Raw genomic sequence first — 22852 nt, 5'->3', positions numbered from 1 at the left:
TCAGAATTCGTATGTAGCCCCTCTCCCGCCGGGAGAGGGGTTGGGGTGAGGGTTCGTGCGAAGCATCGTGCCGTTTGGTGCACTTGGCTTCGCCCGTACCCTCATCCGGCGCTGCGCGCCACCTTCTCCCGAGGGGAGAAGGGGAAAGGTGTCAGCCGACGCTGCCTTCTAAGGAAACTTCCAGCAGCTTCTTGGCTTCCACCGCAAATTCCATCGGCAGTTCGCGGAACACCTGCTTGCAGAACCCATCCACGATCAACGACACCGCGTCTTCCTGGCTGATGCCGCGTGCGCGGCAGTAGAACAGCTGGTCGTCGCTGATCTTGGAGGTGGTGGCTTCGTGCTCGACTGTGGCGCCGGGATTCTTCACCTCGATATAAGGGAAGGTGTGAGCGCCGCACTGCTTGCCGATCAACAGCGAATCGCACTGGGTGTAGTTGCGCGCGCCATCGGCGTTGCGATCCACCTTGACCAGGCCACGGTAGGTGTTCTGGCCGCGGCCGGCGCTGATGCCCTTGCTGACGATCTTGCTCTTGGTGCGCTTGCCGATGTGGATCATCTTGGTGCCGGTATCGGCCTGCTGACGATGGTGGGTGAGGGCCACCGAGTGGAACTCGCCCACCGAATCGTCGCCCAGCAGCACGCACGACGGATACTTCCAGGTGATCGCCGAACCGGTTTCGACCTGGGTCCAGGTCACCTTGCTGCGGTCGCCACGGCATTCGGCACGCTTGGTGACGAAGTTGTAGATGCCGCCGCGGCCTTCTTCGTCGCCCGGGTACCAGTTCTGCACGGTCGAATACTTGATCTCCGCATCTTCCAGCGTCACCAGTTCCACCACAGCCGCATGCAGCTGGTTTTCGTCGCGCATTGGCGCGGTGCAGCCTTCCAGATACGACACGTAGGCCTTGTCTTCGCACACGATCAAGGTGCGCTCGAACTGGCCGGTGTGGCCGGCGTTGATGCGGAAGTAGGTGCTCAGTTCCATTGGGCAACGCACGCCCCTGGGAATGAACACGAAGCTGCCATCGGAGAACACGGCCGAGTTCAGCGCGGCAAAATAGTTGTCGCCCACCGGCACCACGCTGCCGAGGTACTGTTTGACGATCTCCGGATGTTCCTTGATCGCCTCGGACATCGAGCAGAAGATCACGCCCTTTTCGGCCAGTTCCTTGCGGAACGTGGTGCCGACCGAGACCGAATCGAACACTGCATCCACCGCAACGCCGGCCAGCCGCGCGCGTTCGTGCAGCGGTACGCCGAGCTTGTCGTAGGTATCGAGCAGTTCCTTGGGCACGTCATCCAGCGACGCGTACTTCGGGCCCTTGGGCGCGGAGTAATAGCTCAACGCCTGGAAATCGATCGGCGCAATCTTCAACTTGGCCCACTCCGGCATCGGCATTTTCAGCCAGTGACGGTAGGCCTCCAGGCGCCAGTCGGTCATCCATTGCGGCTCTTCTTTCTTGGCCGACAGTGCACGGATGATGTCTTCGTCCAGACCGGGCGGGAGCGAATCGGATTCGATCTCGGTGATGAAACCGGCGTCATAACGTCGGCCCAACCGTTCGAGGATCTGCGCATTCTGCGGGGGGGCAAGTTCGGTGGCCATCGGCTGCCTACTGGGTCAGGTGGTCGCGACGCGCGCGGCGATGGAACGCCGACGGTTGTCGCCAGGGAGGGAGAGGGGGTGCAGCATCTGCGCCAGGGTCACGCGACGCAGGGCATCGCCCACCACATCGTTGATCAGGCGCCAGTTGGAGCGCACACCGCATTGGTGGGCGATCCCGCATTGACTGTGGTCCTGGCTGCATTCGGTGATGGCCAGCGGCCCTTCCATGGCTTCGACGATCTCCACCAGGGTGATCGCGCTGGCCGCACGTGCAAGCCGGTAGCCGCCATGCACGCCGCGCAATCCTTCCACCAGGCCAGCCTGCGACAACGGCTTGAGGATCTTGCTGACGGTGGGTGCTTCCAGGCCGGCCTGTTCGGCCAGTTCGCTCGCGCTGAGCACCTGGTCGCTCCGTGCAGCCAGCACCGTCAATACGACGGTGGCGTAATCGGTCAATTTGGTGACGCGCAACATGCGAAGACGGTGAATCCCTAAAGCGGACCGAAATTGTACTCTTTTGCTCCGCTCAGTCCAACCGCGCGGTTCAGCCGCCGGAAAGGCCAGCCCGTTGCGGTGGCAGGTGCGCTTGTGCTTGGCGCGTGGGCGCGCTGCGGTCACAATGAGCGGCCCCATCACCGGACCCTTTCATGTCGCGCAAAGTTGCCGCCCGCAAGTCACGTATCCATGGCAATGGCGTGTTCGCCGTCGCTGCGCTCAGCAAGGGCGAACGCATCATCCAGTACAAGGGGCGCCTGCGGACGCATGCCGAAGTGGATGCCGACGACACCGGCGATGTGGAAAGCGGGCACACCTTTCTGTTTACGCTGAGCGATGACTACGTGCTCGACGCCAACTACGAAGGCAATATCGCGCGCTGGATCAACCACAGCTGCAATCCCAATTGCGAAGCGGTGATCGAAGAGGCTGAAGGCGACGACCGCAGCAAGGACAAAGTCTTCATCGAAGCCAAGCGCGCAATCAAGCCGGGCCAGGAGCTGACCTATAACTACGGCATCACCCTGGGCGAGCGACACACGCCGCGCTTGAAGAAGATCTGGGAATGCCGCTGCGGCTCGAAGAATTGCACCGGCACCATGTTGCAGCCCAAGCGTTGAGCAACGGCGCGCTGCGGTCGGCATGACGCGGCGCGCACATCGGTTCACGGATGCGCAACACGCGCATTCCTAGGGTGCAGGCTCCTTTGCAGATTGAGGAGTTCCTCATGACCCATTCGCTCTCCGGCAAGACCGTTGCCGTGCTCGCGACCAGTGGCTTCGAACAATCCGAGCTGCAGGAACCCAAGCGCTTGCTGGAATCCTGGGGCGCCACCGTCGAAGTGACCGCGCCCGGCGACGATGCACAGATCCGTGGCTGGAACCACACCGACTGGGGCGACAGCGTGCCGGTGGATATGCCACTTGCGCAGGCCAAACCCGACCGTTACGACGCGCTGGTGCTGCCAGGCGGTGTGATCAACCCGGACAATCTGCGCACCAACACGCAGGCGATCGACTTCATCCGTAGCGTTGCGGCCAACGGCAAGCCGGTGGCCGCGATCTGCCACGGGCCGTGGTTGCTGGTGGAAGCTGAGTTGGTGCGCGACCGCAGGGTGACGTCGTGGCCGTCGGTCAAGACCGACCTGAGCAACGCGGGCGGCCGCTGGGAGGATGCCGAGGTGGTGGTGGATGGCCAGCTGATCACCAGCCGCAAGCCGGATGATATTCCTGCATTCACCGATGCGGTTGCCAAGGCGTTGGCTGCCTGAGGTCACGCAGCAGCTATAAAAAAAGAGCCCGGTGCATCGCTGCGCCGGGCTCTTTTAGTTTCACTTTGGCAGATGCGCGGTGTGCTCGCAGCGCCGATGGGTTACTTGCCTGGCATGGCGCCGGCCGGCACCAGCTGCTCGATATCCTGGTTGAAGTTCACCGCCAGCCGGCCGTTCTGGATCGCCACCGACTCCACCTGCACATTGCCCATCACGGCCGCAATGGCGGGATCGATCTTGTAGATCGGCTCCTTGCGTGCGTAGTCGGCCAACCATGCGTTGAGCAACTGACGCGTGCTGCTGTCCAACTTGGCGCCGGCGTTGGCAGGGCGGAAATCATCGACCGTTGGCTGGTCGAGATAAAACCCCTGCTTTGCCGTGTCGTAACGCAGCGCGCTGCTCAAGGTGACGTTGCCCACCGGCGCCGGCGCGCCGCCGGCCGTGGCCAATGCAAGGTCGAATGCCATTTTCAAGCGGTCGCCAGGTGGCAACGACAGCGCCGGGTTGCTGACCGTCATTTCGATCAGGCCGCCCAGCGCATCGTGCGTCTGCGGGAAGCGCCCGCCCAGGTACTGCTGCACGTCGGCGGCCTGCACGCTGATCTGCCGCCCCTGGATTTGAGGCGCCGCCCACGCTGCGGACAGTGGCATCGCCAGGGCGAGGGCAAGCAGGGATCCGGCAACTAAACGCAATTTCATCGGGCAACTCCTGCGGTGGATGGCATCACCTTAGCCAGCGCCGGTGAACCACGGGTTAGCGTGCTGCGGTGTGGCGGGATGAGTACGACACTGCGTGCCGCGGTGGTTGGGATGCTCGTAGCGAATGCGCGTAGGCGTTACGGGCGTCGACTGCGGATCTCGCGTATCCGCCACCTCTGCCTGCGAACGTGCAGTTGCTTGGACGGCGGCTTTAACGCAGCACCGGCTGCAGGGTGGCCGCATAGATTTCCCAGGTGTCGCTGCCAACGCGTGGTTGCAGACGGTAAGCGCCGACCAGGCGTTCGGTGCCGGTCGTGGTGCGCACGGTCAGCTGCACCGGCACTTCGATCAAGCGCGGCGGGTGCTGTTGGTCCAGCGCGATCGGCGGATCGTTGTTGATGCGCAGGCTGATGATCTGCCCGATGTTGCGCAGCACCGCATCGTCCGGCGCGGGTGCGGGATGGCCGCCGGTCCACAGGGCATCCGCATCGGCACGTGCAGCGCCGGGCAGTGCGCCCAGATAACGATGCACGGTTGCGCTTGCTTGCGCGTAGTTCGCACTTGCAAGCGCCTGCTTGGGATCGGTGGCGGTCGATACAGCGCCGGGACGCTCGCTGGCCGCGGGCGATGCCGCAGTTGTGGCGACAGTCGCCGATGCAGGCGAGCTGTTGGCGGCCTGTGGTTCGGGCGTGCGTTGGCAGCTACAGCCGGCCAGCAGCAGTAGCGAAAAGACACTGATCAGTTGGCGCATCGCCGCTCCCCGTCACGATCGGCGCAGTGTAGCGGCTGTTGGCGCCGCGCGGATCAGCGCCCGGCCGCGGGATGCACGCGTTGCAGGCGCTCCAGCAACAGCTGCAATTTCGGCTGTAGCGCGTCCAGGGCATTGCTGGGCCGCGCGCGGGGACGCGCCGCCAGGTCCTCGAGCAATTGCGAGCCCACGGTGAGCGCAGCGCACTCGTCACTGCTCAGGTCGCGGCGCAGGTGCAGCTCTTCGAACAGCCGCATCCAGTCGGCACGCGAACGCTGTTCGAATTCGATCGTGCAGCGGTCATGGCAGGGGCTGCCGTCGTTTTCGATGGGCGTGACCGTAATGCGATAGCGTTTGCGGGACATGGAAGGTCGCGTCACTGTGGGGCTTGCTCCACCATAGGCGCGCAGGCGCAGGGTCTCGATAGGCCGGGCCATGACGCAGTGTTCCAGTGCGCTCAGGGTGCCTGCTGTGGCGCGGGTTGCCGGAGCAGTGGCAGCGGATCGTACGCACCGTTGCGCCCATAGATCCCGTAATGCAGATGCGGCGGCGTACCGCGCGCGTTGCCGGTGGTGCCGACCATGCCCAGTGCAGTGCCGGGCTCGACCACATCGCCGACTGCCAGTCCGGGCGCCCAGTCGTCCAGGTGCGCGTAGTAGTGCCGTTCCATCGCCGGGCCGAGCACCCACACCTGTTTGCCACCCAGCCCTGTGTCGCGAATGGAACTGACCACGCCACGAGTGGCGGCCACCACCGCTGTGCCGCGCGGCGCGAAGATATCGACACCGGCATGGCTGCGGTCGCGTCCGCGTGGGGCGCCGAAGGTGTCGGCAATCTGACGACCACGCACACCGTCTACCGGGATGTGCAACTGCGTGGGTGCCGGCATCTGCGACAACTCCCAGCTGGTGCGCAGGCGTTCGGCCATCGGTGACAGCCAGGCCCAGCGCGCAGCAACACCCAGCGCGCAGCAACACCCAGCGCGCACAGCATCACGATCGATACCAGCACGCTGCGCACGCGTCTGGCTGGGCTGCGGGTGGGCTGTGGCGCGGTCACGGGCACTCTTGGTTGCGAACTCACCGCAAGAGTAGGGCAGCGGCGATGAGTGCGATGTGGTGTGCCTGTCAGGAGGCGAAGAAGACGTGGCAAGCGCGCAAAAAAAAGACGGCCCTAAGGCCGTCTCGATCAAACCGGATGCAGCGCGATTACAGCGCGGCGTCCTTCAACTTCTTCAGCAGGCGTGCCTTGACCTTGAAGTACGAAGGCTTGGCGGCAAAGGTCTGCTCTTCCTTGGTGAACGGGTTGATACCCTTGCGCTTCGGCTTGGCCGGCACGTGCACGGCGGTCAGCTTCAGCATGCCCGGCAGGGTGAACGAGCCAGCGCCCTTCTTGCTCAGCGAGGAGTGCGCAACGGTTTCCAGCGACGCCAGCACGGCGCGGACGTCCTTCGGAGCCAGCTGGGTGGTTTCGGCGATGTGCGCGACCAGCCCGGTCTTGCTCAGGGCTTCCTTGATCGGCTTCGGCGCGGCGGTCTTGCTAGCGGCCTTGGCCGGCTTTGCGGTCTTGGAGGCGGCGACCTTTTTCACTGCCTTCTTGGGGGCAGCCTTCTTAGCGGCGGTTTTTGCCATGAGTTATGTGTTCCGTATTCGTTGGTGGTGTTTGGGTCTGCCGACCCAGTCGGCAACGCGAAATGTAGGGCAACTGCCGCGCGCCGCCAATAGGGAATCGATGAAACAACACGAAAATACCGACTTGGCACGGGCATTCGTTCACTGGACGCCAAAAAACACGAGAAAAAAGCGCTCTGGGTTCGTTTGGCGTGGGATGCTGCGCGCGGTCTGACGCACAGCAGCAGATCAAGATGATGCGGCATGGATGGCGGATTGGGGCAATCTGGGCAGCCGCTGCACAGGCGCATGTCGATCAATGCGTTCGCTTGGCGAGGCATGCCTCGACCCAGCCAGGGCACCGTGGTCGAGCAAAGGACGCATGCCAATGTGGCGAAGAATGGCGTGCGTGCTGCCTGCCAATCGATTGCAGGCGCCAAACGAAGCGCGTTCGATGAAGCTGGGGCTCGCATCATTTCGCATTCGGACAGCGATGCGCCGAATAACGCGTCTCTAGGCAAGCGAGCGATCCAGCCAGCGGCGCCGCATCGCTCCCGTAGATCAGTCGTTGGCTGCCGACAAACTGCGGCCGCGTTCGGTCGCCGCGGCAATCGCGGTGGCGGTCAACGCTTCGAAACCGCCGGCCTGGAATGCCTCGATCGCGGCCTGCGTGGTGCCGTTGGGGGAGGTCACGCGCCGCCGCAATACCTCCGGTGCTTCGCCGGATTCGGTCAGCATGCGTGCAGCGCCGAGCAGGGTGTGCAGCACCAGCGTGCGGGCGGTCTCGGCGGGCAGGCCTTGCGCGCGCGCCGCGACCTCCATCGCTTCGGCCAGCAGAAAGACATAGGCCGGGCCGCTGCCGGACACCGCGGTGACCGCATCCATCTGTGCCTCGTCGTCGAGCCAGACGGTGACGCCAGCGCTTTCCAGCAGCCGGGTTGCCTGCGCGCGCTGCGCCGCGCTGACGCGTGCATTGGCGTACAGGCCGGTCACGCCGGCGCCGAGCAGGGCCGGCGTGTTGGGCATGGCGCGCACCACGGCGGCCGTGCCGCCGCACCAACGCTCCAGTTGCGTTGCGGTGATGCCGGCGGCGATCGACAGCAGCAGTGGATGCTGTTGCTGCGCGAGATCGGCCAGCTGCGTGCACACGGTGGGCATGACCTGCGGCTTGACCGCCAGTACCCAGAGTGCGGCGCCCTCCACGGCGCTGCGCGCGTCGTCGAACACCTGCACGCCGAAGTCGGCGGACAGTGCCTGGCGCAATTCGGCGACCGGCTCGGCGACACGGATGGCGCTGGCCGGCGCGCCCTGGCGCAGCAGCCCGGCGATCAGGCTGCGCGCCATGTTGCCGCCACCGACAAAGGCAACCACCGGAACATCGCCGTGTGCAGCCACAGCTGTGGAGGAGGAAGGCTGGGTCATTGCAGCACCATCAAGAAGGAGGAAGGAAACGGCCGATGTGTCAGGCGGCCGGTGGCGCGTTGCGCTGGCCAAATAGCGCCGTGCCCACGCGCACCATGGTGGCGCCGGCCGCAATGGCATCGGCGAAGTCCGCGCTCATGCCCATCGACAAGGTATCTGCCTGCGGATACTGGCTGCGCAGTGTTGCGAACAAGGCCTGCATGCGCGCGAATGCCTGGTGCCGGCGCGTGACCTCGGGAAACGGCGCGGGAATCGCCATCAATCCGCGCAGCTGCAGTTGGGGGTGGGTGGCAATCTCTGCGGCCAGGGCGTCGATTGCCTCGGGCGCGCAGCCGTGCTTGCTGTCCTCGTCGTCGATATTGACCTGGATCAGCACATTCAAGGGTTCGCGGCCGTCCGGGCGATGCCGGGCGAGCAGTGCGATCAGCTTGGCGCGGTCCACGGTCTGCACCCAATCGAAACACTGGCTGGCCATGTCGGCCTTGTTGGATTGCAGGTGGCCGATCAGGTGCCACTCCAGCTGCAGCGCCTGAAGCTGCGCGATCTTGGTGGCCGCTTCCTGCACATAGTTCTCGCCGAAGGCCCGCTGGCCCTGCGCGGCCAATGCGGCCACGGCATCGGCCGTCTGGGTCTTGGACACCGCCAGCAGGCGCGCGGGCGCGGCGTTGGGAGGGGTTGCCGCCTGGATGGCGGCCAGCATCTGGTGCAACGAGGAAACGGGCACAGGTCAGCCAACGGGTAAACAAGGCGGCCATAGTGCCGCGCCCGTGCCTTTCCTTCCAGTTGTGCCGGTGCGCGCCGGGCGCGGCGGATCGTCCTTGCGGCGAGTTGAGTGGATAAAGGCGTGCTGCGGCAAACGGTACCGCTGCCGCGGCCATCGGAAACGCCGGCCATCGGCATTCATGCTGGCGGGCTGAACCGACGCACGGCGCGCTTCCAGGGCGCTGCCAGAACGCTATACTGCCGACCGGGGAGTACCTTCCAATCGCAGCCTAGGGGGAAAGCAGCGCATGGATATCGCTGAACTATTGGCGTTTTCTGTCAAGAACAAGGCATCGGACCTGCACCTGTCTGCAGGGCTGCCGCCGATGATCCGTGTCGATGGCGATGTCCGTCGCATCAATATTCCGGCGTTGGACCATAAACAGGTGCATGCGCTGGTGTACGACATCATGTCGGACAAGCAGCGCCGCGATTACGAAGAATTCCTCGAGGTCGACTTCTCGTTCGAGATTCCCTCGCTGGCGCGCTTCCGCGTCAATGCGTTCAACCAGAACCGTGGCGCCGGTGCGGTGTTCCGCACCATTCCGTCCGAAGTGCTGACGCTGGAAGACCTGGGTTGCCCGCCGATCTTCCGCCAGCTGATCGACCAGCCGCAGGGTCTGATCCTGGTGACCGGCCCGACCGGTTCGGGCAAGTCGACCACGCTGGCCGGCATGATCGACTACATCAACAAGAACGAATACGGCCACATCCTCACCGTCGAGGATCCGATCGAGTTCGTGCACACCTCGCAGAAGTGCCTGATCAACCAGCGCGAAGTGCACCGCGATACGCACGGCTTCAACGAAGCGCTGCGCTCGGCCTTGCGCGAAGACCCGGACATCATCCTGGTTGGCGAGTTGCGCGACCTGGAAACCATCCGCCTGGCGCTCACCGCTGCGGAAACCGGTCACCTGGTGTTCGGTACCTTGCACACCAGCTCGGCGGCAAAGACCATCGACCGCATCATCGACGTGTTCCCGGCCGGCGAAAAACCGATGGTGCGCTCGATGCTCTCCGAATCCCTGCGCGCGGTGATTTCGCAGGCATTGCTCAAGAAAGTGGGCGGCGGGCGTACCGCCGCCTGGGAAATCATGGTTGGCACCCCGGCGATCCGCAATCTCATCCGTGAGGACAAGGTGGCGCAGATGTATTCGTCGATCCAGACCGGCCAGCAATACGGCATGCAGACGCTGGACCAGCATCTGCAGGATCTGGTCAAGCGTAGCCTGATCACGCGCAACCAGGCCCGTGAATACGCCAAGGACAAGCGGATATTCGAGTGACTCGGGAATAGGGAATCGGGAATGGGGAATTGCAAAAGCACGTTTCCCTGACCGGTCCCGGTTTCCAGCTTCTCCAATTCCCGATTCTCGATTCCCTATTCCCTGCTCCGAGGGAGCACGCCATGAGCACCATCGACTTCACCTCCTTCCTCAAGCTGATGGCGCACCAAAAGGCGTCGGACCTGTTCATTACCTCCGGCATGCCGCCGGCGATCAAGGTGCACGGCAAGATCAGCCCGATCACGCAGACGCCATTGACCGCGCAGCAGAGCCGCGATCTGGTGTTGAACGTGATGACGCCGTCGCAGCGCGAAGAGTTCGAAAAGACCCACGAGTGCAACTTCGCCATCGGCGTGTCCGGGGTCGGGCGTTTCCGTGTCAGCTGTTTCTACCAGCGTAACCAGGTGGGCATGGTGCTGCGCCGGATCGAGACGCGCATTCCCACGGTGGAAGAGCTGAGCCTGCCGCCGGTGATCAAGACGCTGGCGATGACCAAGCGCGGCATCATCATCTTTGTCGGCGCCACCGGCACCGGCAAGTCGACCTCGCTGGCGGCGATGATCGGCTACCGCAACCAGAATTCCACCGGGCACATCATCACGATCGAAGACCCGATCGAATTCGTGCACAAGCACGAGGGCTGCATCATCACCCAGCGCGAAGTCGGCATTGATACCGATAGCTGGGAAAATGCGCTGAAAAACACCCTGCGCCAGGCGCCGGACGTGATCATGATCGGCGAAGTGCGGACCCGCGAAGGCATGGACCATGCCATCGCCTTCGCCGAAACCGGCCACCTGGTGCTGTGCACGCTGCATGCCAACAACGCCAACCAGGCGATGGATCGCATCATCAACTTCTTCCCGGAAGATCGCCGCAACCAGCTGCTGATGGACCTGTCGCTCAACCTCAAGGGTGTGGTGGCGCAGCAGTTGATCCCGACCCCGGATGGCCGCGGCCGCCGCGTGGCGATGGAGATCATGCTGGGCACGCCGCTGGTGCAGGACTACATCCGCGACGGCGAGATTCACAAGCTCAAGGAGATCATGAAGGAATCCACCAACCTGGGCATGCGCACCTTCGATCAGAGCCTGTTCGAGCTGTACCAGGCCGGCGAAATCAGCTACGAAGACGCACTGCGCTACGCCGACTCGCAGAACGAGGTGCGCCTGCGCATCAAGCTCTCGCAAGGCGGCGATGCCAAGACGCTGTCGCAGGGGCTGGATGGCGTGGAGATTGCCGAGGTTCGGTGAGGCGCACGGCCGCGCTCCATGATGCGGCGGCGGTGCGATCAACGCTCCGTGCACCAACGAGGCGCTGCGGTCGGTCTGGGGGCGTCGCGCTTCTTAGCCAACGCCAGCGATTGAGTGCAGTGCGGCGCCAAGCCAGTGCAGCCGTACATCCAGCAGCGATGGGTGGCTGACGTTTCAGATGTAACCAGGGTGGCCGATAGTGTCTAATATCCGCACCCCACCGCAGTTCCCAGACCCGTGAGCCTTCCCGATTCCGATCTCCGTCCGGAGCAAGAGCCGTTGCCCGACGACGGCACCGTGTTCACCTCCGGCCCGCTGACGCCGCCGCCGGATTCGGCCGGTACCAGCGCCGATGACCACGCCTATCACCACTCGGTGGCCGAAGATGCGCAAGGCATGGTGTTGGCCACGTTGGTGGCCTCGCTGGGGCTGGCGATCTTTGCCAAGGGCGGCCTGATGATCGGTGGCATGGCCGGGGTGGCGTTCCTGCTGCATTACGCGCTGCACTGGAACTTCGGCCTGGTGTTCGTGCTGGTCAACCTGCCGTTCTATTGGCTGAGCGTGCGCCGCATGGGCTGGGAATTCACCCTGAAGACCTTTGCAGCGGTGGGCGCCTGCGGTGCGCTCACCGACCTGCTGCCGCGCTGGGCCGATTACGCGCACATCAGCACGCTGTTTTCGGCGATCGTCGGCGGCGCGCTGGCGGGCCTGGGCATCCTGTTCTTCATCCGCCATCGCGGCAGCCTGGGCGGCATCGGCATCCTGGCGGTGTACCTGCAGCGCGAGCGCGGCTGGAGCGCCGGCAAGGTGCAGATGAGTTTCGATGCGATGCTGATGCTGGTCGCGTTCTTCGTGCTGACGCCGGACAAGGTGCTGTATTCGGCCATTGGCGCGTTGATGCTGAGCCTGGTGCTGATGTTCAACCACCGGCCGCACCGCTATATGGGCGTGTGAGCGCGCAGCGGACTCACACGACCTCCTCGCGCGCCGGGCAGTCAGTAGGCAGGTCCAGCCGCTGCATCAGGCCGCGCGCATCGAACGGTGCGTGCACTTTCATGTCGTTGTCGAAGTAGCAGTACACGTCGCGCCGTGCGCGCTTGCTGGCGCGCGGCCCGACACGCTGGGCATCGGAGGGCTCACCGCCTGCGGCCCAGGCCGCAATCCGCTCGCCCCAGCGGTCCAATGCGTGGTCGCTGTAGCCGCTGGCATAGAGTTGCGCGTCGCCGTGCAGCCGCAGATAGACAAAGTTGGCAGTGACATCCTCCAGGTACGGGAACTTGCCCGCAGTGTCGGCCACCACCACGCCCACCTTGTGCTTGCGCAGCAGCTTCATGCAGGACGGGTCGCAGAAGCTGGGGTGGCGCATTTCCAGCGCATGCCGTAGCGGGCGCTTGCGATCGATGCTCAGGGCCGTGCGCCCATGCATCAAGGTGGTGTCGCGTTTGCGCGCCAGGGCGAGCGCTGCCTCGTTATTGCGCGGCAGGCTGGAGAGAAATGCATCCAACACCGCGTCATCGAAGCGCAGGCTTGGCGGCAGTTGCCACAGGATCGGCCCCAGCTTCGGGCCCAACCGCAGCACGCCGGATGCAAAGAAGTTGGCTAGCGCCTGTTCGCAATCGCGCAGCCGCTTCATATGCGTGACAAACCGCGGGCCTTTGACCGCGAAGACGAAGTCGTCCGGCGTCTCGTCATGCCAGCTCTGGTAGCTCTCCGGGTGTTGCAGCGAATAGAACGAGCCGTTGATTTCCACGCTGGGAAAACAGCGCCCGGCATAGGCCAACTCGCGCCGCTGGGCCAGGCCGGTCGGGTAGAACGTGCCGCGCCAGCGTGCATAACGCCAGCCCGAAATGCCGATGCGGATGCTCATGCGCCGACCATGCCGCGGTGGGTGTGCAGTGGTCGTGGATGCTGTGGCAAGGCCGCGTCATCTGGTGCGCCGGGTGCGTGCGAGTGGATAAGCGGGGCGGTATTCTCGAAACAATCGCGCCGCTGCGAGGCGGGCGCAGCCGGTGCCTGGAGCCGGCATGGAGCGCGCACCCAGCACCCGACTGTGGTGCCATCACTGTCTGGCTGGCGGCTCGCTGCGTGCAGTCAGTCTTGCGAGGCATCCACAGGCGCTGCCGTGATCAACGCAATGCCGCTGCGCGTGCGTTTTGACAGCAGCGGCAGGTTCGCAACCTGGTTGCCGGGCGCGTCGTAGAGCCACAGCACGCAGCACGCGGTATTGGCGCTTTGGAAGCTGCTGCGGAACGCCACCACGCTGGCGCTGTAGCAGTCGCTGCCGTGGCGCACGCGAAGATTGGCGACAAAGTCGAATGTGTAATGCCCGGCGTCATGCCATGGCCATTGCGCCTCCAGCTCGGGGTCGCTGCTTTCGGCGGGAACCGGGCAGCGTGCCTCCGGATCAGGCGAACGCTGCCGGCCTTGCGCATCCAGGCGCAGGTGCTGCAACTGGGCGTCTACCGCGGCACGCATCGCCGGGTGTTGCGCCAGCCAGTCGTCCGCTTGGCGTTCCTCGGGCAAGCGCTCGGCAGCATCCTTGCGTGGCGGCGCCAGCGTGTGCTGGTAGCGATAGCGGATCTGCAGTGCCTGGGTTGGGCGGCGTTCGGCGGGCAGCGGCGACAACGGACGCGACAGGGTCAATGTGTCCTGGAAATAGTCGCCGTCGCGGTAGGCCGCATAGCTGCGTCCGTCGATGCGCAGCCAGTACAGCGCCTGGTCGCCGCCGCGGCCGTTGATGCTGAATCCAGCGTCCGCTTCTCTATCCGCTGGCGTACCTGTGGGCGTGGCGGTGGCGGCGCGGAAGCCATCGGTATGGCCTTGCAGCACCGTGATCTGCGTAAACAAACCAGTGCCGCCGACATAGGCGTCATCCAGCAGGTCGCGTTGGCCGTCCTCGTCCAGGTCGATCAGGGTGTAGTGGTGGCTGCGGTTCTCGGCGATATCGTCCGCTTCGCTGGTGGTGCGCCCGCGGTAGGCCTGCAGCGCGTGCCACTCGGCATCGGTGAGGCCGGCCGGCTGCGTGGGCGGCACCGCCTCGGATGGGTCTTCCTGCGGATCCGGGCTTGCGATGTCGAAGCTTTGCCCGCGGGTATCGGCGTAGCGCTTCATCACGGTATCGATGGGCGTGGGGTCGCTGGCCGGCGCGGCGGCGATGTCGCGGCGCAACTGGTCCAGCACCTGCGTCAGCGAAAGCCTAGGCACCTTGTGCGCGTCTGCCTGCGGCACTGCCGCGGCGAAGGCAATTAGCAACCCGCCAATGCCCAGCAAGCAGCGCATGCGAAATATTTGATGCGGTGTGGTCGCGGCACGGAGTGATGGCGTCTCGCACGCGGCGCGCAGGGTGTCGCTCACGCGCTGCGCATCCACGGCGGCGACAGTGCCTGAATGTCCGCAAATACCGGGCAATCGGGATGGTGCGCGCCGCGCAGGTAGCCCAGGCTCATCAGGAATTCGCCGGTGATTTCGCCGCCAGTAAAACGGAAGGTCTTCTTGAACACTTTCACCCAGGCCGGCTTGTCGAGGGGATGTTGTGCATCCAGCCAGTTGGCAAAGCTGCCGTGCGTCGCGCGCAGGCGCTGGATCACCTGCGCGTTGTGGATGGCGGCCAGCACCTTCAGGCGATTGCGAATGATGCCGGCATCCTGCATCAGCCTGGCAATCTCCGCCTCGCCGTACGCGGCCACGGTGTCTACGTCGAACCCGTCATAGGCACGCTGGAAGTTGCCGCGCTTGCGCAGGATGGTTTCCCAACTCAGGCCGGCCTGGTTGATCTCCAGCACCAGGCGTTCGAACAGTTCGCGTTCGTCGCGCTGCGGGAAGCCGTACTCGTGGTCGTGATAGTGGCCATGCACCGGGTGGCCGGGCGCGATGCTGCAATAACCGCTCATGGGGTCTCCGTTGTCTTGCGTGCGTTGGCGGATGAGTTGATGCGCATCGGTTTACCGCCGGGAAACAGCAGGTCCGGCCAACGGCGTGGCAGCGTGGCGAGTTTGCCTTGGCGCACGGCCTCACGCAGGGCTTCTTGTTGCTGGCTGCGCTGCGGGAAGCTGTTCAATGTGTCCACCCGGTACCAGCCCTGCGCATCGCGGGTGTACAGCGTGCAGGTGATACCAAACCGCCCTGAAAGATCGCACAGCATGACCTCGTCCTGGCCGTCCTGGTCCAGGTCGCGGCGGGTGATCACGCAGTCGGCATCGCGTTGCAGGCAGCTGTCGTTGTGCAAGCTGCCCTGCGCCAGGGCGCTCCACCAGCTTGGGTCCGGGCTACTGCTGCCTGCGGCGAGCAGCAGGTGTGCCCGCAGCTCGGCCGCGTCGTGCATGCGCGTGCGTCGCAGTGCGTCATCCGACTGCGGTTCCTGCCAACGTTGCGTCCGCGCGAGCAATAGAGTGAGTTGCCGGCTGCGCTTGGCATCGTTGGCAAAGACGGGGGTGTCCCGCAGCGCTTGCACCGCGTGATAACCACGGCGGCCGTTGGCAAACCGCAGGAATTCCAGATCGTCCTGCAGCAGATCCGGGGTTGCAGTGCCGCCGCGCTGTGCCAACTGCTGCAGCTGGCTGGCCACCACAATCCGATACGGATCCAGCACAGGCGTATTGACCAATAGCAGCAGGGCGATGACCACCCACGACAGCATCTTGTTGCTGCGCGCCAGCGGCGCCAGCCACTGCCCCGGGCGTGGCCGCAGCACTGCAATGGCATATCCCACTGCATAGGCGCTGGCCACCGCGGCCAGGACCACGCCCCAGAAGCGTTCGCCGGTCCAGCCGTACTGGGCAATGCGCACGCCCACCGCGTAAAACGCCAGGCCTGCATACAGCGGCAATGTGAGCAGCCCGGCCTCGACAACGCGCCGCAACCACCCCGGATACGCCGGCGGTGTCGCGCCATCCTGGTATACCGCATTGGTGAACAGCACCAGCCCGAACACCATGCACAGCAGGATCGCCGCCGCCGCGCGGGTCTGCCACAGCGGCTGCAGGCCGGTCAGCGGCAGGGTGAGGATGAACAGCAGCGCGATACTGGCCAGCAAGGGCACCAGGCCGGTGCACAGGGCGAACACGATCTGCCGCATCACCTGCACCGCACGCTGGCGGGTGCGCCCGATCAGGATGCCCAGGCCAGCCATCGTGCCGGTGGCCAGGTAAATGAAGGCATCCTCGCGAAACAGCGTGCGGAAGAGATCGATCTTCACCAATGCGAACAACTCGGCCCATAACGTCAGCACGCCCCAGCACACGCCGACGAACACCAGTGCCAACGCAAGCGTGAGCGTGTTCTGCCAGGCGTGTTCGAACAGCGCGTGATAGCTGGCACACCAGCTGCCATGGTGCTGACGGAACTGCAGCCAGGGCAGGGCGATCAACAGCGCGGTCGCCACGCTCAGGCCGAACGGGGTCAGCACCTTGTTGCTTCCCAGGCCGGGTGCCCCGGTTGCGCTCCACGCCGCCCAGCCGGCAAGTGCGGCGAACACGGCCGCCACCACGGCCAACTGCTGCCACAGGCGACGGTCGTGCAGGGTCTGCACGCTCAACAGCAGCATGCTGGGAACGGTGAGCACCAGGGTGTACCAGCACACGCGCCCACCCAGCGCAGCGAACGGCGCCACACCGTGGTCTGCGCCCCATTCGGCCAGATACAGCAGGCCGCCTTGCAGCAGGGCCACCAGCACGATGAACGCGCGGGTCTGGCGGGGCAGGGGCAGATCGTCGGAGGCGGGGTGCAGCGCAGATGTCGGCAGCATCGGCAGTCCATGGCTGAGGCAAGCGCTCAGTATGGCAGCGCCCCAGCGCGGTTCGAAACGAACCGCTAGAATGGCCGCATGTCTGTTTTGCCCACGCCTCTGGCCAACCAACTGCTGATTGCGCTTCCGGCGCTGTCCGACCCCACCTTTTCGCGCAGCGTCGCGCTGATCTGTCAGCACGACGAGAACGGCGCCATGGGTGTGCTGGTCAACCGCCCGTCCGAGTACACCCTGGGCGAAGTGCTGTCGCAGATGGGGATCGACACCAGCGACGAGCGCCTGCGCGAGCAACCGGTGCTTAGCGGCGGGCCGGTGCACCCCGAACGTGGTTTCGTCATTCACGACGACGCGCGCGCATGGGATTCCAGCCTGGAAGTGGGCCAGGGCGTCTACCTGACCACCTCGCGCGACATCCTCGAGGCCATGGCCGCCGGCGACGGCCCGCGCAATGCGCTGGTGGCGCTGGGCTGCGCGGGCTGGGGCGCCGGGCAGCTGGAATTCGAGCTCGGCGAAAACAGCTGGCTCACCGCGCCCTCGGACGCCAACGTGCTGTTCGATACCGCGCTGGAAGACCGCTGGCAGACCGCCGCCGGCCGCATCGGCGTGGATCTGTTCCGGCTCACGGATTACTCCGGGCATGCCTGAGGCGGGCGCGATCCGCCCCGACGCGACGGTGCTGGGTTTCGACGTGGGGTCGCGCCGGATCGGCGTGGCCGTGGGAACCGCGCTTGGCGCGGGTGCCCGCGCCGTGGCCGTGATCAACGTGCATGCCAACGGCCCCGATTGGGTGGCGCTGGATCGTGTGCACAAGGAATGGCGCCCCGCCGGCCTGGTGGTCGGCGACCCGCTCACCCTGGACGACAAGGACCAGCCCGCACGCAAACGCGCGCACGCCTTCGCACGCGAACTGCGCGAGCGCTATGCGCTGCCGGTGGTGCTGATCGATGAGCGCTCCAGCTCGGTTGAGGCTGCGCAGCGCTTTGCGCGCGAGCGCGCCGATGGGCGCAAGCGCCGCCGCGATGCCGACGCGCTGGACGCGATGGCCGCGGCGGTGATCGTCGAGCGCTGGTTGTCGGCGCCCGAGCAAGCCACTCTTCTTCCCTGATTCTCCCGACCTGCGATGACCACCATGCAACTCGATTCGGACGGACGCCTGCGCCACCTGCTCACCCTGGAAGGACTGCCGCGCGCTACCTTGCTGCAGCTGCTCGATCGCGCCGGCCAGATCCGCGATGCGGCAGTGGGGCGCGTGGGCAAGCGCAGCGTGCTCGCGGGCACCGCGGTGTGCACGCTGTTCTTCGAACCCTCCACGCGCACCCGCAGTTCGTTCCACCTGGCCGCGCAGCGGCTCGGCGCAGACGTGCTCAATTTCGACGCGTCCACCTCGTCCACCCGCAAGGGCGAAACCGCACGCGATACCTTGAAGAATCTCGAGGCGATGGGCGTGCGCGGCTTCGTGGTGCGTCATCCCGAAGACGGCGCAGTGGAGCGACTGGCCGAAGCCGCCGGCGAGGGTACCGCGCTGATCAATGCCGGTGACGGGCGCAGTGCGCATCCCACCCAGGGCCTGCTGGACATGCTCACCCTGCGTCAGGCCAAGGGCACGGATTTTTCCAAGCTCAAGGTGGTGATCGTCGGTGACGTGAAGCACTCGCGCGTGGCGCGCTCGGATTTGCACGCCTTGCGTACGCTGGGTGTCGGCGAGATCCGCGTGTGCGGCCCGGCCAGCCTGCTGCCCGACGACGACATGCTGGACGGCTGCGTGGTCGGCGAGGACTTCGACACGATGCTGGAAGGCGCCGATGCGCTGATGATGCTGCGCCTGCAGCGCGAACGCATGGAAGAAGGCCTGGTCCCATCGCTGGAGCAGTACCACGTCGACTACGGCCTGACCCGCGAGCGCCTGGCACGCGCAGGACGCGATGCGGCAGTGCTGCATCCGGGCCCGATCAATCGCGGCGTGGAGATCACCGATGAGGTGGCCGATGGCGCGCAGTCCTGCGTGCTGCGCCAGGTGGCCAACGGCGTGGCCGTGCGCATGGCGGTCCTGGAAACCCTGTTGGGCTGATGGCCCGCATACGCTGCTGCGATCGCGTAACAGCGCGATCGCAGGAAATGCAAAAGGACAGCCTTATCACGGGCGTCGCGACAATCATCGCGACGCCCGTTTTGTTTCGTGCTTGGCTGCGTTCCAGCCAGGTAAGCACGCAGCATGGCCAAGCCCAGCATTTCGAACACGCCGCATTCGTCCAGCGTGACAACGCCCCCGCAACGCCGCACGCTCTTACGATTCCCGATTCCCGATTCCCGATTCCCGATTCCCGATTCCACCTCTCAACGCCATAACACCCGCTCGCCTAAGGTAACGGTCCCTTTCAATCGCAGGAGACCGCAATGGGCATTTCGCGTCACGCCACCGCACACTGGGAAGGCGACCTCAAGACCGGCAAGGGCCAGCTCAGCACTCCGCAGAGCGGGTTGATGGAGAACACCCGGTATGCCTTCAGCAGCCGCTTCGGCGACGAAAAGGGCACCAACCCCGAAGAGTTGATTGCCGCTGCGCATGCAGGCTGCTTCACCATGGCACTCTCCGCGCAGTTGACCGAAGCCGGCTTTCCGCCCACCTCGCTGGACACTCGCGCGGATGTCGATCTGTCGATGGAAGGTGGCCCGCAGCTGTCGCAGATCCGGTTGAAGCTCAAGGCCGTGGTGCCGGGCATCGATGAAGCCAAGTTCCGCGAGCTGGCCGACACCGCCAAGAAGAATTGCCCGGTGTCCAAAGCATTGAGCGCTGTGCCGATCAGCCTGGAAACCGAGTTTTCCAGCTGACCGCGGCGCTGGCTGCGTACATCGGCGCAAGGCGTCGATGTGCGCAGCTGGCGGCTTGCTGAATAGGGCTTTGCGCGGGTCGTTCGGTTCAGGGCGGTTTCACTGCAGCAAGCCGAGGATCGGCAGCGTGTCCTCCCTGTGAAGCAGCCGCAATGAAAACTCTTCTGCTTGGTGCGCTGGTGATGGGTCTGGCTGTTGCGGGCAACGCGACGGCGCAGCGGTACGACAATGGCTACCGCGACAATGGCCGCGGCAGCTACGAGGATGGGCGCTACGAATACGCCCGCGTGGTACGCGTGGATCCGATCATCGTCTCGGACGCGTACACCGAGCGCACCAGCGAGCGCTGCTATAACCGCCCCTCCGACGGTTACTACACCAGCAACGACGGCTACTACCGCAATGACGGTGGTTATGGCGGGGCCAATCCTTCTAACCGCGGTGTTGCCAGCGTGATCGGCGGCATCGCCGGTGCAGTGCTGGGCAGCCAGGTCGGTGGCGGCAATGGGCGCCTGGTCGGCACTGCGGTCGGCACCATGGCCGGCGTCGCTGCGGGCCGCTCGATCTACGAAGCCAATCACCGCTCCTACCAGGGCAATGTCAGCGTCTGCGAGCCGGTGTCCTACCGCCGTGAGCGCGACCGTGTCGACGGCTATGACGTGACCTACGAATACGGTGGCCGGATGTACCACACCCGCAGCGACTACAACCCCGGTGACCGCATCCGCGTGCGCGTGGACGTGCGCCCCGACTGAGTGTCGATGGTGGGCGCTGCATCCGGAGTGCGGATGCAGCGGTGGCTGCATGGCACGCGCGGGTGGTGCAGATGTTTTTTGGAGTGGTGTCTAGAACAACATCAGGCGGTGTAGGAGCGCGCTTGCGCGCGATGAGGCCTTCCCGGTAACGCCCTCGCGCGCAAGCGCGCTCTTACGATGTGGGCTCTTGGTCCTGGCGGTTCGAACAGACAAAACGCTGCGGGAGACCGCAGCGTTTTTTTTCATCTCGCGCCCGCTGCGCGCCGGACGCGAAGGCCTCAGCGTCATTGCTGCCGCACTATCCGGCCCTGGCGTTTCTTGCGTTCAATGTTCCAATGACCGATCACGGTCAGCTATCCCGTCTCCCGTGCCGGTGATGGGCAGGGGAAGTCCAATCACTCCCAATCCAGCGTGCCGCGAACCACCGTCTGCACCTGTCCACCCGACCAGACCTCGCCGTTGGCATCGATGCGCAGCTCCAGCAGCGCGTCGAAGCCGATTTCGCGGCCCTGGCTGACCACGTAGCGGCCGTCGGTGCCGGGCAAGGCATCCTTGCTATCCAGCCAGGCCGCAAGCACGGCGTTGGCGGCACCAGAGGCCGCGTCTTCGAAACGGCGGCCATTGCCGACGAAGGCGCGCACCGCCAGATCGTAAGCGCCGGGTGCCGCTGCACGCGCGTAGGCGAACACGCCCATGCTGCCGGTGGATTCGGCCAATGCCGCAATCGCGTTCCAGTCCGGGTCCAGGCTGCGCAAGGCGGCTTCGCTGGCCAGTTCCACCACCCACCAGGTACGCCCGCCATCCATCAGGGCCGGCGGCAATGCGCCCAGCGGCCAACCGCGCAGGCTGTCGCTCAGGCGTGGGTCGTCGGCCTGCACCTGTTCGGTGACGCGCGCGCGCGGCGTGCGGATGGCGATGCTGCGGTGGCCGGCGATCTGCTCCACGCGCAACGGCAATTGCCCGGCGATGCCGTCCTGCACCAGCACGCCGTCGCGCGGCGCGGCCAGGCCGGCGTCGAGCACTGCATGTGCGGTGCCAACACTGGGGTGGCCGGCGAACGGCACCTCTTTTTGCGGCGAAAACATGCGCAGGCGATAACTGCTGGCGTCATCGGGGGCCGGAAACACGAAAGTGGTTTCCGGCAACTTGGTCCAGCGCGCAATGGCCTGCATTGCGGCATCGTCCAGGCCATCGGCATCAAGCACCACCGCCAACGGGTTGCCGCTGCCGGGGCGGGCCGAGAACACATCCAGTTGCAGGAATCGACGCGTGGTCATAGGAGTGGGTCCGCGAGCAGGGCGCGGCAGCTTACCAAGCGATGCGGCCTTCGATCACTTGCTGCGTCGCCCCGCCGATCCATACATCGCCGGCGGCGTCGACTTCCACCTCCACGCGGCCATCGCGGCCGACCTCGCGGCCCTGGCTGGCGACGTAGCGGCCCTGCCTGCCCGGCAGCCGGTCCTCGGCCAGCAGGCGCGCGGCGATGCAGGCATTGGCGCTGCCGGTGACGGGGTCTTCGGGGATGCCGTCGCCCGGGCAGAATGCACGCACCACCAGATCTTCCGCATCGGTGGCTGCGGCGGCGTAGATGGCCAGCCCGACCGCCCCGCTGGCCGCGGTGAGCGCGGCGATGGCGGCCAGGTCGGGCACAGCCGTCCGCACCGCGGCCTCGTCGGCCAGTTCCAGCAACCACCAGCTGGGCCCGTTGTTCCACAGGGCAGGCGCCTGCGCGCCCATGGCGAACCCTTGGGCCACCTGCGCCAGCGCAGCGGCGTGGTGCGTGCCGGTGTCACTGCACTGCGCACGCGGTGCGCGCAGACGCACCAGCACCACGTCATGGCAGTCGAACACATCCACCGGCAGCACGCCGGCGGCGCATTGCTGGTAGAGCCGGTTGTCCTGGCGGTATCCCACCAGGCCGTGCGTCCTGGCGACCCAGGCAGCGCCCACGCTGGGGTGCCCGGCAAACGGCAGCTCCGCGCGCGGGGTGAAAATGCGGATGTGGTAATCCGCGCCCGGCGCGTTGACCGGCAGGAAAAACACCGTCTCCGACAGGTTCAGCCAGGCAGCAATCTGCTGCATCTGTTGCGGTGACAGTGCGCCGGCATCGACGACCACGCCCAGCGGGTTGCCAGCGCCAGGGCGGTTGGAGAAAACATCCAGTTGCAGGTAGCGAAATGTGCGCATCAGGGCGGCCGTTACGGTGAAAGGACAGTGCGCGCAGACAGCGATGGCTGCAGGCGCGCGGGTGCATGGGCGCGATGGTGCCTGGCAGCGCGGCTGTGACGCGAGGAGGGGTCATGGCTGGGATATTGGCAGTAGAATCGGAGGTTCCGCCCGGCGTACCGGGCAACTCCCCCCATCCTAAACGC

24 protein-coding genes and 1 pseudogene are annotated in these 22852 nt (G+C 65.4%); 10 read left to right on the top strand and 15 right to left on the bottom strand.

The genetic code is table 11. The features are described from left to right. Nucleotides 1-151: 151 nt before the first annotated feature. Both sufB and ACCQ01_RS15440 read right to left on the bottom strand, forming a co-directional pair. Nucleotides 152-1609, bottom strand: coding sequence for a Fe-S cluster assembly protein SufB (sufB, locus tag ACCQ01_RS15445; protein ID WP_115577395.1), 1458 nt, complete (start codon nucleotides 1607-1609; stop codon nucleotides 152-154). A 15-nt stretch (nucleotides 1610-1624) separates the two neighbouring features. Next, nucleotides 1625-2083, bottom strand: a complete 459-nt coding sequence (locus tag ACCQ01_RS15440) for an SUF system Fe-S cluster assembly regulator (RefSeq protein WP_011037893.1) — start codon at nucleotides 2081-2083, stop codon at nucleotides 1625-1627. 173 nt (nucleotides 2084-2256) lie between these two features. Between ACCQ01_RS15440 and ACCQ01_RS15435 the strand changes: the two genes are divergently transcribed. Together ACCQ01_RS15435 and ACCQ01_RS15430 are read left to right on the top strand one after the other, a co-directional pair. After that, nucleotides 2257-2724, top strand: coding sequence for an SET domain-containing protein (locus ACCQ01_RS15435; protein WP_016944109.1), 468 nt, complete (start codon nucleotides 2257-2259; stop codon nucleotides 2722-2724). Nucleotides 2725-2831: 107 nt separating this feature from the next. Further along, complete coding sequence (locus ACCQ01_RS15430) at nucleotides 2832-3374, top strand: type 1 glutamine amidotransferase domain-containing protein (protein ID WP_228431653.1); 543 nt, start codon at nucleotides 2832-2834, stop codon at nucleotides 3372-3374. 101 nt (nucleotides 3375-3475) lie between these two features. Here the strand turns inward: ACCQ01_RS15430 and ACCQ01_RS15425 are convergent, their stop codons facing one another. From ACCQ01_RS15425 to ACCQ01_RS15395, 7 genes and pseudogenes are all read right to left on the bottom strand, one after another. Then, the gene (locus ACCQ01_RS15425) at nucleotides 3476-4072 is read right to left on the bottom strand and encodes a DUF1439 domain-containing protein (protein WP_070690340.1); all 597 of its coding nucleotides are present in this window, start codon (nucleotides 4070-4072) and stop codon (nucleotides 3476-3478) included. Between the two features lie 211 nt (nucleotides 4073-4283). Continuing rightward, nucleotides 4284-4823, bottom strand: a complete 540-nt coding sequence (locus ACCQ01_RS15420) for a hypothetical protein (protein WP_323370310.1) — start codon at nucleotides 4821-4823, stop codon at nucleotides 4284-4286. 53 nt (nucleotides 4824-4876) lie between these two features. Beyond that, nucleotides 4877-5185, bottom strand: coding sequence for a DUF3861 domain-containing protein (locus tag ACCQ01_RS15415; protein ID WP_014508439.1), 309 nt, complete (start codon nucleotides 5183-5185; stop codon nucleotides 4877-4879). Between the two features lie 92 nt (nucleotides 5186-5277). Next, nucleotides 5278-5885: pseudogene (locus ACCQ01_RS15410) on the bottom strand (M23 family metallopeptidase). 143 nt (nucleotides 5886-6028) lie between these two features. Continuing rightward, on the bottom strand, nucleotides 6029-6451 hold the full coding sequence (locus ACCQ01_RS15405; protein ID WP_040940938.1) for an HU family DNA-binding protein: 423 nt from the start codon (nucleotides 6449-6451) through the stop codon (nucleotides 6029-6031). Between the two features lie 540 nt (nucleotides 6452-6991). Continuing rightward, entirely contained in the window at nucleotides 6992-7852 is an 861-nt protein-coding gene (gene proC / locus ACCQ01_RS15400; protein ID WP_228431654.1) for a pyrroline-5-carboxylate reductase, read from the bottom strand. Between the two features lie 40 nt (nucleotides 7853-7892). Beyond that, nucleotides 7893-8576, bottom strand: coding sequence for a YggS family pyridoxal phosphate-dependent enzyme (locus tag ACCQ01_RS15395; protein WP_228431655.1), 684 nt, complete (start codon nucleotides 8574-8576; stop codon nucleotides 7893-7895). Nucleotides 8577-8862: 286 nt separating this feature from the next. On the opposite strand from ACCQ01_RS15395, the gene ACCQ01_RS15390 reads away from it, so the two are divergent. From ACCQ01_RS15390 to ACCQ01_RS15380, 3 genes are all read left to right on the top strand, one after another. Next, complete coding sequence (locus ACCQ01_RS15390; RefSeq protein ID WP_003489919.1) at nucleotides 8863-9900, top strand: type IV pilus twitching motility protein PilT; 1038 nt, start codon at nucleotides 8863-8865, stop codon at nucleotides 9898-9900. A gap of 122 nt (nucleotides 9901-10022) precedes the next feature. After that, nucleotides 10023-11153, top strand: coding sequence for a PilT/PilU family type 4a pilus ATPase (locus ACCQ01_RS15385; protein ID WP_005990431.1), 1131 nt, complete (start codon nucleotides 10023-10025; stop codon nucleotides 11151-11153). Nucleotides 11154-11432: 279 nt separating this feature from the next. Further along, entirely contained in the window at nucleotides 11433-12107 is a 675-nt protein-coding gene (locus ACCQ01_RS15380; RefSeq protein WP_228431819.1) for a YitT family protein, read from the top strand. Nucleotides 12108-12120: 13 nt separating this feature from the next. On the opposite strand, the gene ACCQ01_RS15375 is transcribed toward ACCQ01_RS15380, so the two are convergent. The 4 genes from ACCQ01_RS15375 to ACCQ01_RS15360 all read right to left on the bottom strand — a co-directional run bounded on the left by ACCQ01_RS15375 (nucleotide 12121) and on the right by ACCQ01_RS15360 (nucleotide 16896). Further along, nucleotides 12121-13020: a DUF72 domain-containing protein gene (locus ACCQ01_RS15375; protein WP_228431656.1), complete on the bottom strand. Its 900-nt coding sequence runs from the start codon at nucleotides 13018-13020 to the stop codon at nucleotides 12121-12123. A 224-nt stretch (nucleotides 13021-13244) separates the two neighbouring features. Beyond that, the gene (locus tag ACCQ01_RS15370) at nucleotides 13245-14507 is read right to left on the bottom strand and encodes a hypothetical protein (RefSeq protein ID WP_228431657.1); all 1263 of its coding nucleotides are present in this window, start codon (nucleotides 14505-14507) and stop codon (nucleotides 13245-13247) included. Continuing rightward, nucleotides 14504-15043: a DNA-3-methyladenine glycosylase I gene (locus ACCQ01_RS15365; protein WP_228431658.1), complete on the bottom strand. Its 540-nt coding sequence runs from the start codon at nucleotides 15041-15043 to the stop codon at nucleotides 14504-14506. The genes ACCQ01_RS15370 and ACCQ01_RS15365 overlap by 4 nt, the downstream gene beginning before the upstream one ends. Beyond that, nucleotides 15040-16896 (bottom strand): DUF4153 domain-containing protein, encoded by a 1857-nt coding sequence (locus ACCQ01_RS15360; protein WP_228431659.1) that lies wholly within the window; start codon nucleotides 16894-16896, stop codon nucleotides 15040-15042. The genes ACCQ01_RS15365 and ACCQ01_RS15360 overlap by 4 nt, the downstream gene beginning before the upstream one ends. Nucleotides 16897-16974: 78 nt before the next feature. Between ACCQ01_RS15360 and ACCQ01_RS15355 the strand changes: the two genes are divergently transcribed. From ACCQ01_RS15355 to ACCQ01_RS15335, 5 genes are all read left to right on the top strand, one after another. Further along, entirely contained in the window at nucleotides 16975-17541 is a 567-nt protein-coding gene (locus tag ACCQ01_RS15355; protein WP_011037878.1) for a YqgE/AlgH family protein, read from the top strand. After that, entirely contained in the window at nucleotides 17534-18001 is a 468-nt protein-coding gene (ruvX, locus tag ACCQ01_RS15350; RefSeq protein WP_012437809.1) for a Holliday junction resolvase RuvX, read from the top strand. The genes ACCQ01_RS15355 and ruvX overlap by 8 nt, the downstream gene beginning before the upstream one ends. A gap of 15 nt (nucleotides 18002-18016) precedes the next feature. After that, the gene (locus ACCQ01_RS15345; RefSeq protein WP_228431660.1) at nucleotides 18017-18964 is read left to right on the top strand and encodes an aspartate carbamoyltransferase catalytic subunit; all 948 of its coding nucleotides are present in this window, start codon (nucleotides 18017-18019) and stop codon (nucleotides 18962-18964) included. Nucleotides 18965-19290: 326 nt separating this feature from the next. Then, nucleotides 19291-19725 (top strand): OsmC family protein, encoded by a 435-nt coding sequence (locus tag ACCQ01_RS15340; protein ID WP_019237459.1) that lies wholly within the window; start codon nucleotides 19291-19293, stop codon nucleotides 19723-19725. A gap of 152 nt (nucleotides 19726-19877) precedes the next feature. Further along, a complete protein-coding gene (locus ACCQ01_RS15335; protein ID WP_228431661.1) occupies nucleotides 19878-20480 on the top strand; it encodes a glycine zipper 2TM domain-containing protein in 603 nt (200 codons plus the stop codon). A gap of 395 nt (nucleotides 20481-20875) precedes the next feature. Here ACCQ01_RS15335 and ACCQ01_RS15330 read toward each other — a convergent pair whose 3' ends face one another. Both ACCQ01_RS15330 and ACCQ01_RS15325 read right to left on the bottom strand, forming a co-directional pair. Beyond that, the gene (locus ACCQ01_RS15330) at nucleotides 20876-21757 is read right to left on the bottom strand and encodes a PhzF family phenazine biosynthesis protein (RefSeq protein WP_228431662.1); all 882 of its coding nucleotides are present in this window, start codon (nucleotides 21755-21757) and stop codon (nucleotides 20876-20878) included. 31 nt (nucleotides 21758-21788) lie between these two features. Next, nucleotides 21789-22667: a PhzF family phenazine biosynthesis protein gene (locus tag ACCQ01_RS15325; protein ID WP_228431663.1), complete on the bottom strand. Its 879-nt coding sequence runs from the start codon at nucleotides 22665-22667 to the stop codon at nucleotides 21789-21791. Nucleotides 22668-22852: the final 185 nt, after the last annotated feature.

Origin of the sequence: Xanthomonas sp. NCPPB 4037, assembly GCF_041475695.2 — a bacterium.
Lineage (GTDB): Bacteria > Pseudomonadota > Gammaproteobacteria > Xanthomonadales > Xanthomonadaceae > Xanthomonas > Xanthomonas campestris.
Note: the sequence above shows the minus strand (reverse complement) of the source record. Positions and strands in the feature narration are given on the sequence as shown.

Bases quoted from the DNA above. Each gene is read 5' to 3' on its own strand.
- ACCQ01_RS15415 (WP_014508439.1), bottom strand. From the start codon at position 5,185: ATGTCCCGCAAACGCTATCGCATTACGGTCACGCCCATCGAAAACGAC.
- ACCQ01_RS15360 (WP_228431659.1), bottom strand. From the start codon at position 16,896: ATGCTGCCGACATCTGCGCTGCACCCCGCCTCCGACGATCTGCCCCTG.
- ACCQ01_RS15425 (WP_070690340.1), bottom strand. From the start codon at position 4,072: ATGAAATTGCGTTTAGTTGCCGGATCCCTGCTTGCCCTCGCCCTGGCG.
- ACCQ01_RS15330 (WP_228431662.1), bottom strand. From the start codon at position 21,757: ATGACCACGCGTCGATTCCTGCAACTGGATGTGTTCTCGGCCCGCCCC.
- ACCQ01_RS15430 (WP_228431653.1), top strand. From the start codon at position 2,832: ATGACCCATTCGCTCTCCGGCAAGACCGTTGCCGTGCTCGCGACCAGT.
- ACCQ01_RS15335 (WP_228431661.1), top strand. From the start codon at position 19,878: ATGAAAACTCTTCTGCTTGGTGCGCTGGTGATGGGTCTGGCTGTTGCG.
- ACCQ01_RS15390 (WP_003489919.1), top strand. From the start codon at position 8,863: ATGGATATCGCTGAACTATTGGCGTTTTCTGTCAAGAACAAGGCATCG.
- ACCQ01_RS15420 (WP_323370310.1), bottom strand. From the start codon at position 4,823: ATGCGCCAACTGATCAGTGTCTTTTCGCTACTGCTGCTGGCCGGCTGT.
- ACCQ01_RS15375 (WP_228431656.1), bottom strand. From the start codon at position 13,020: ATGAGCATCCGCATCGGCATTTCGGGCTGGCGTTATGCACGCTGGCGC.
- ACCQ01_RS15345 (WP_228431660.1), top strand. From the start codon at position 18,017: ATGACCACCATGCAACTCGATTCGGACGGACGCCTGCGCCACCTGCTC.
- sufB (WP_115577395.1), bottom strand. From the start codon at position 1,609: ATGGCCACCGAACTTGCCCCCCCGCAGAATGCGCAGATCCTCGAACGG.
- ACCQ01_RS15340 (WP_019237459.1), top strand. From the start codon at position 19,291: ATGGGCATTTCGCGTCACGCCACCGCACACTGGGAAGGCGACCTCAAG.
- ACCQ01_RS15435 (WP_016944109.1), top strand. From the start codon at position 2,257: ATGTCGCGCAAAGTTGCCGCCCGCAAGTCACGTATCCATGGCAATGGC.
- ACCQ01_RS15405 (WP_040940938.1), bottom strand. From the start codon at position 6,451: ATGGCAAAAACCGCCGCTAAGAAGGCTGCCCCCAAGAAGGCAGTGAAA.
- ACCQ01_RS15440 (WP_011037893.1), bottom strand. From the start codon at position 2,083: ATGTTGCGCGTCACCAAATTGACCGATTACGCCACCGTCGTATTGACG.
- ruvX (WP_012437809.1), top strand. From the start codon at position 17,534: ATGCCTGAGGCGGGCGCGATCCGCCCCGACGCGACGGTGCTGGGTTTC.
- ACCQ01_RS15365 (WP_228431658.1), bottom strand. From the start codon at position 15,043: ATGAGCGGTTATTGCAGCATCGCGCCCGGCCACCCGGTGCATGGCCAC.
- ACCQ01_RS15385 (WP_005990431.1), top strand. From the start codon at position 10,023: ATGAGCACCATCGACTTCACCTCCTTCCTCAAGCTGATGGCGCACCAA.
- ACCQ01_RS15355 (WP_011037878.1), top strand. From the start codon at position 16,975: ATGTCTGTTTTGCCCACGCCTCTGGCCAACCAACTGCTGATTGCGCTT.
- proC (WP_228431654.1), bottom strand. From the start codon at position 7,852: ATGACCCAGCCTTCCTCCTCCACAGCTGTGGCTGCACACGGCGATGTT.
- ACCQ01_RS15325 (WP_228431663.1), bottom strand. From the start codon at position 22,667: ATGCGCACATTTCGCTACCTGCAACTGGATGTTTTCTCCAACCGCCCT.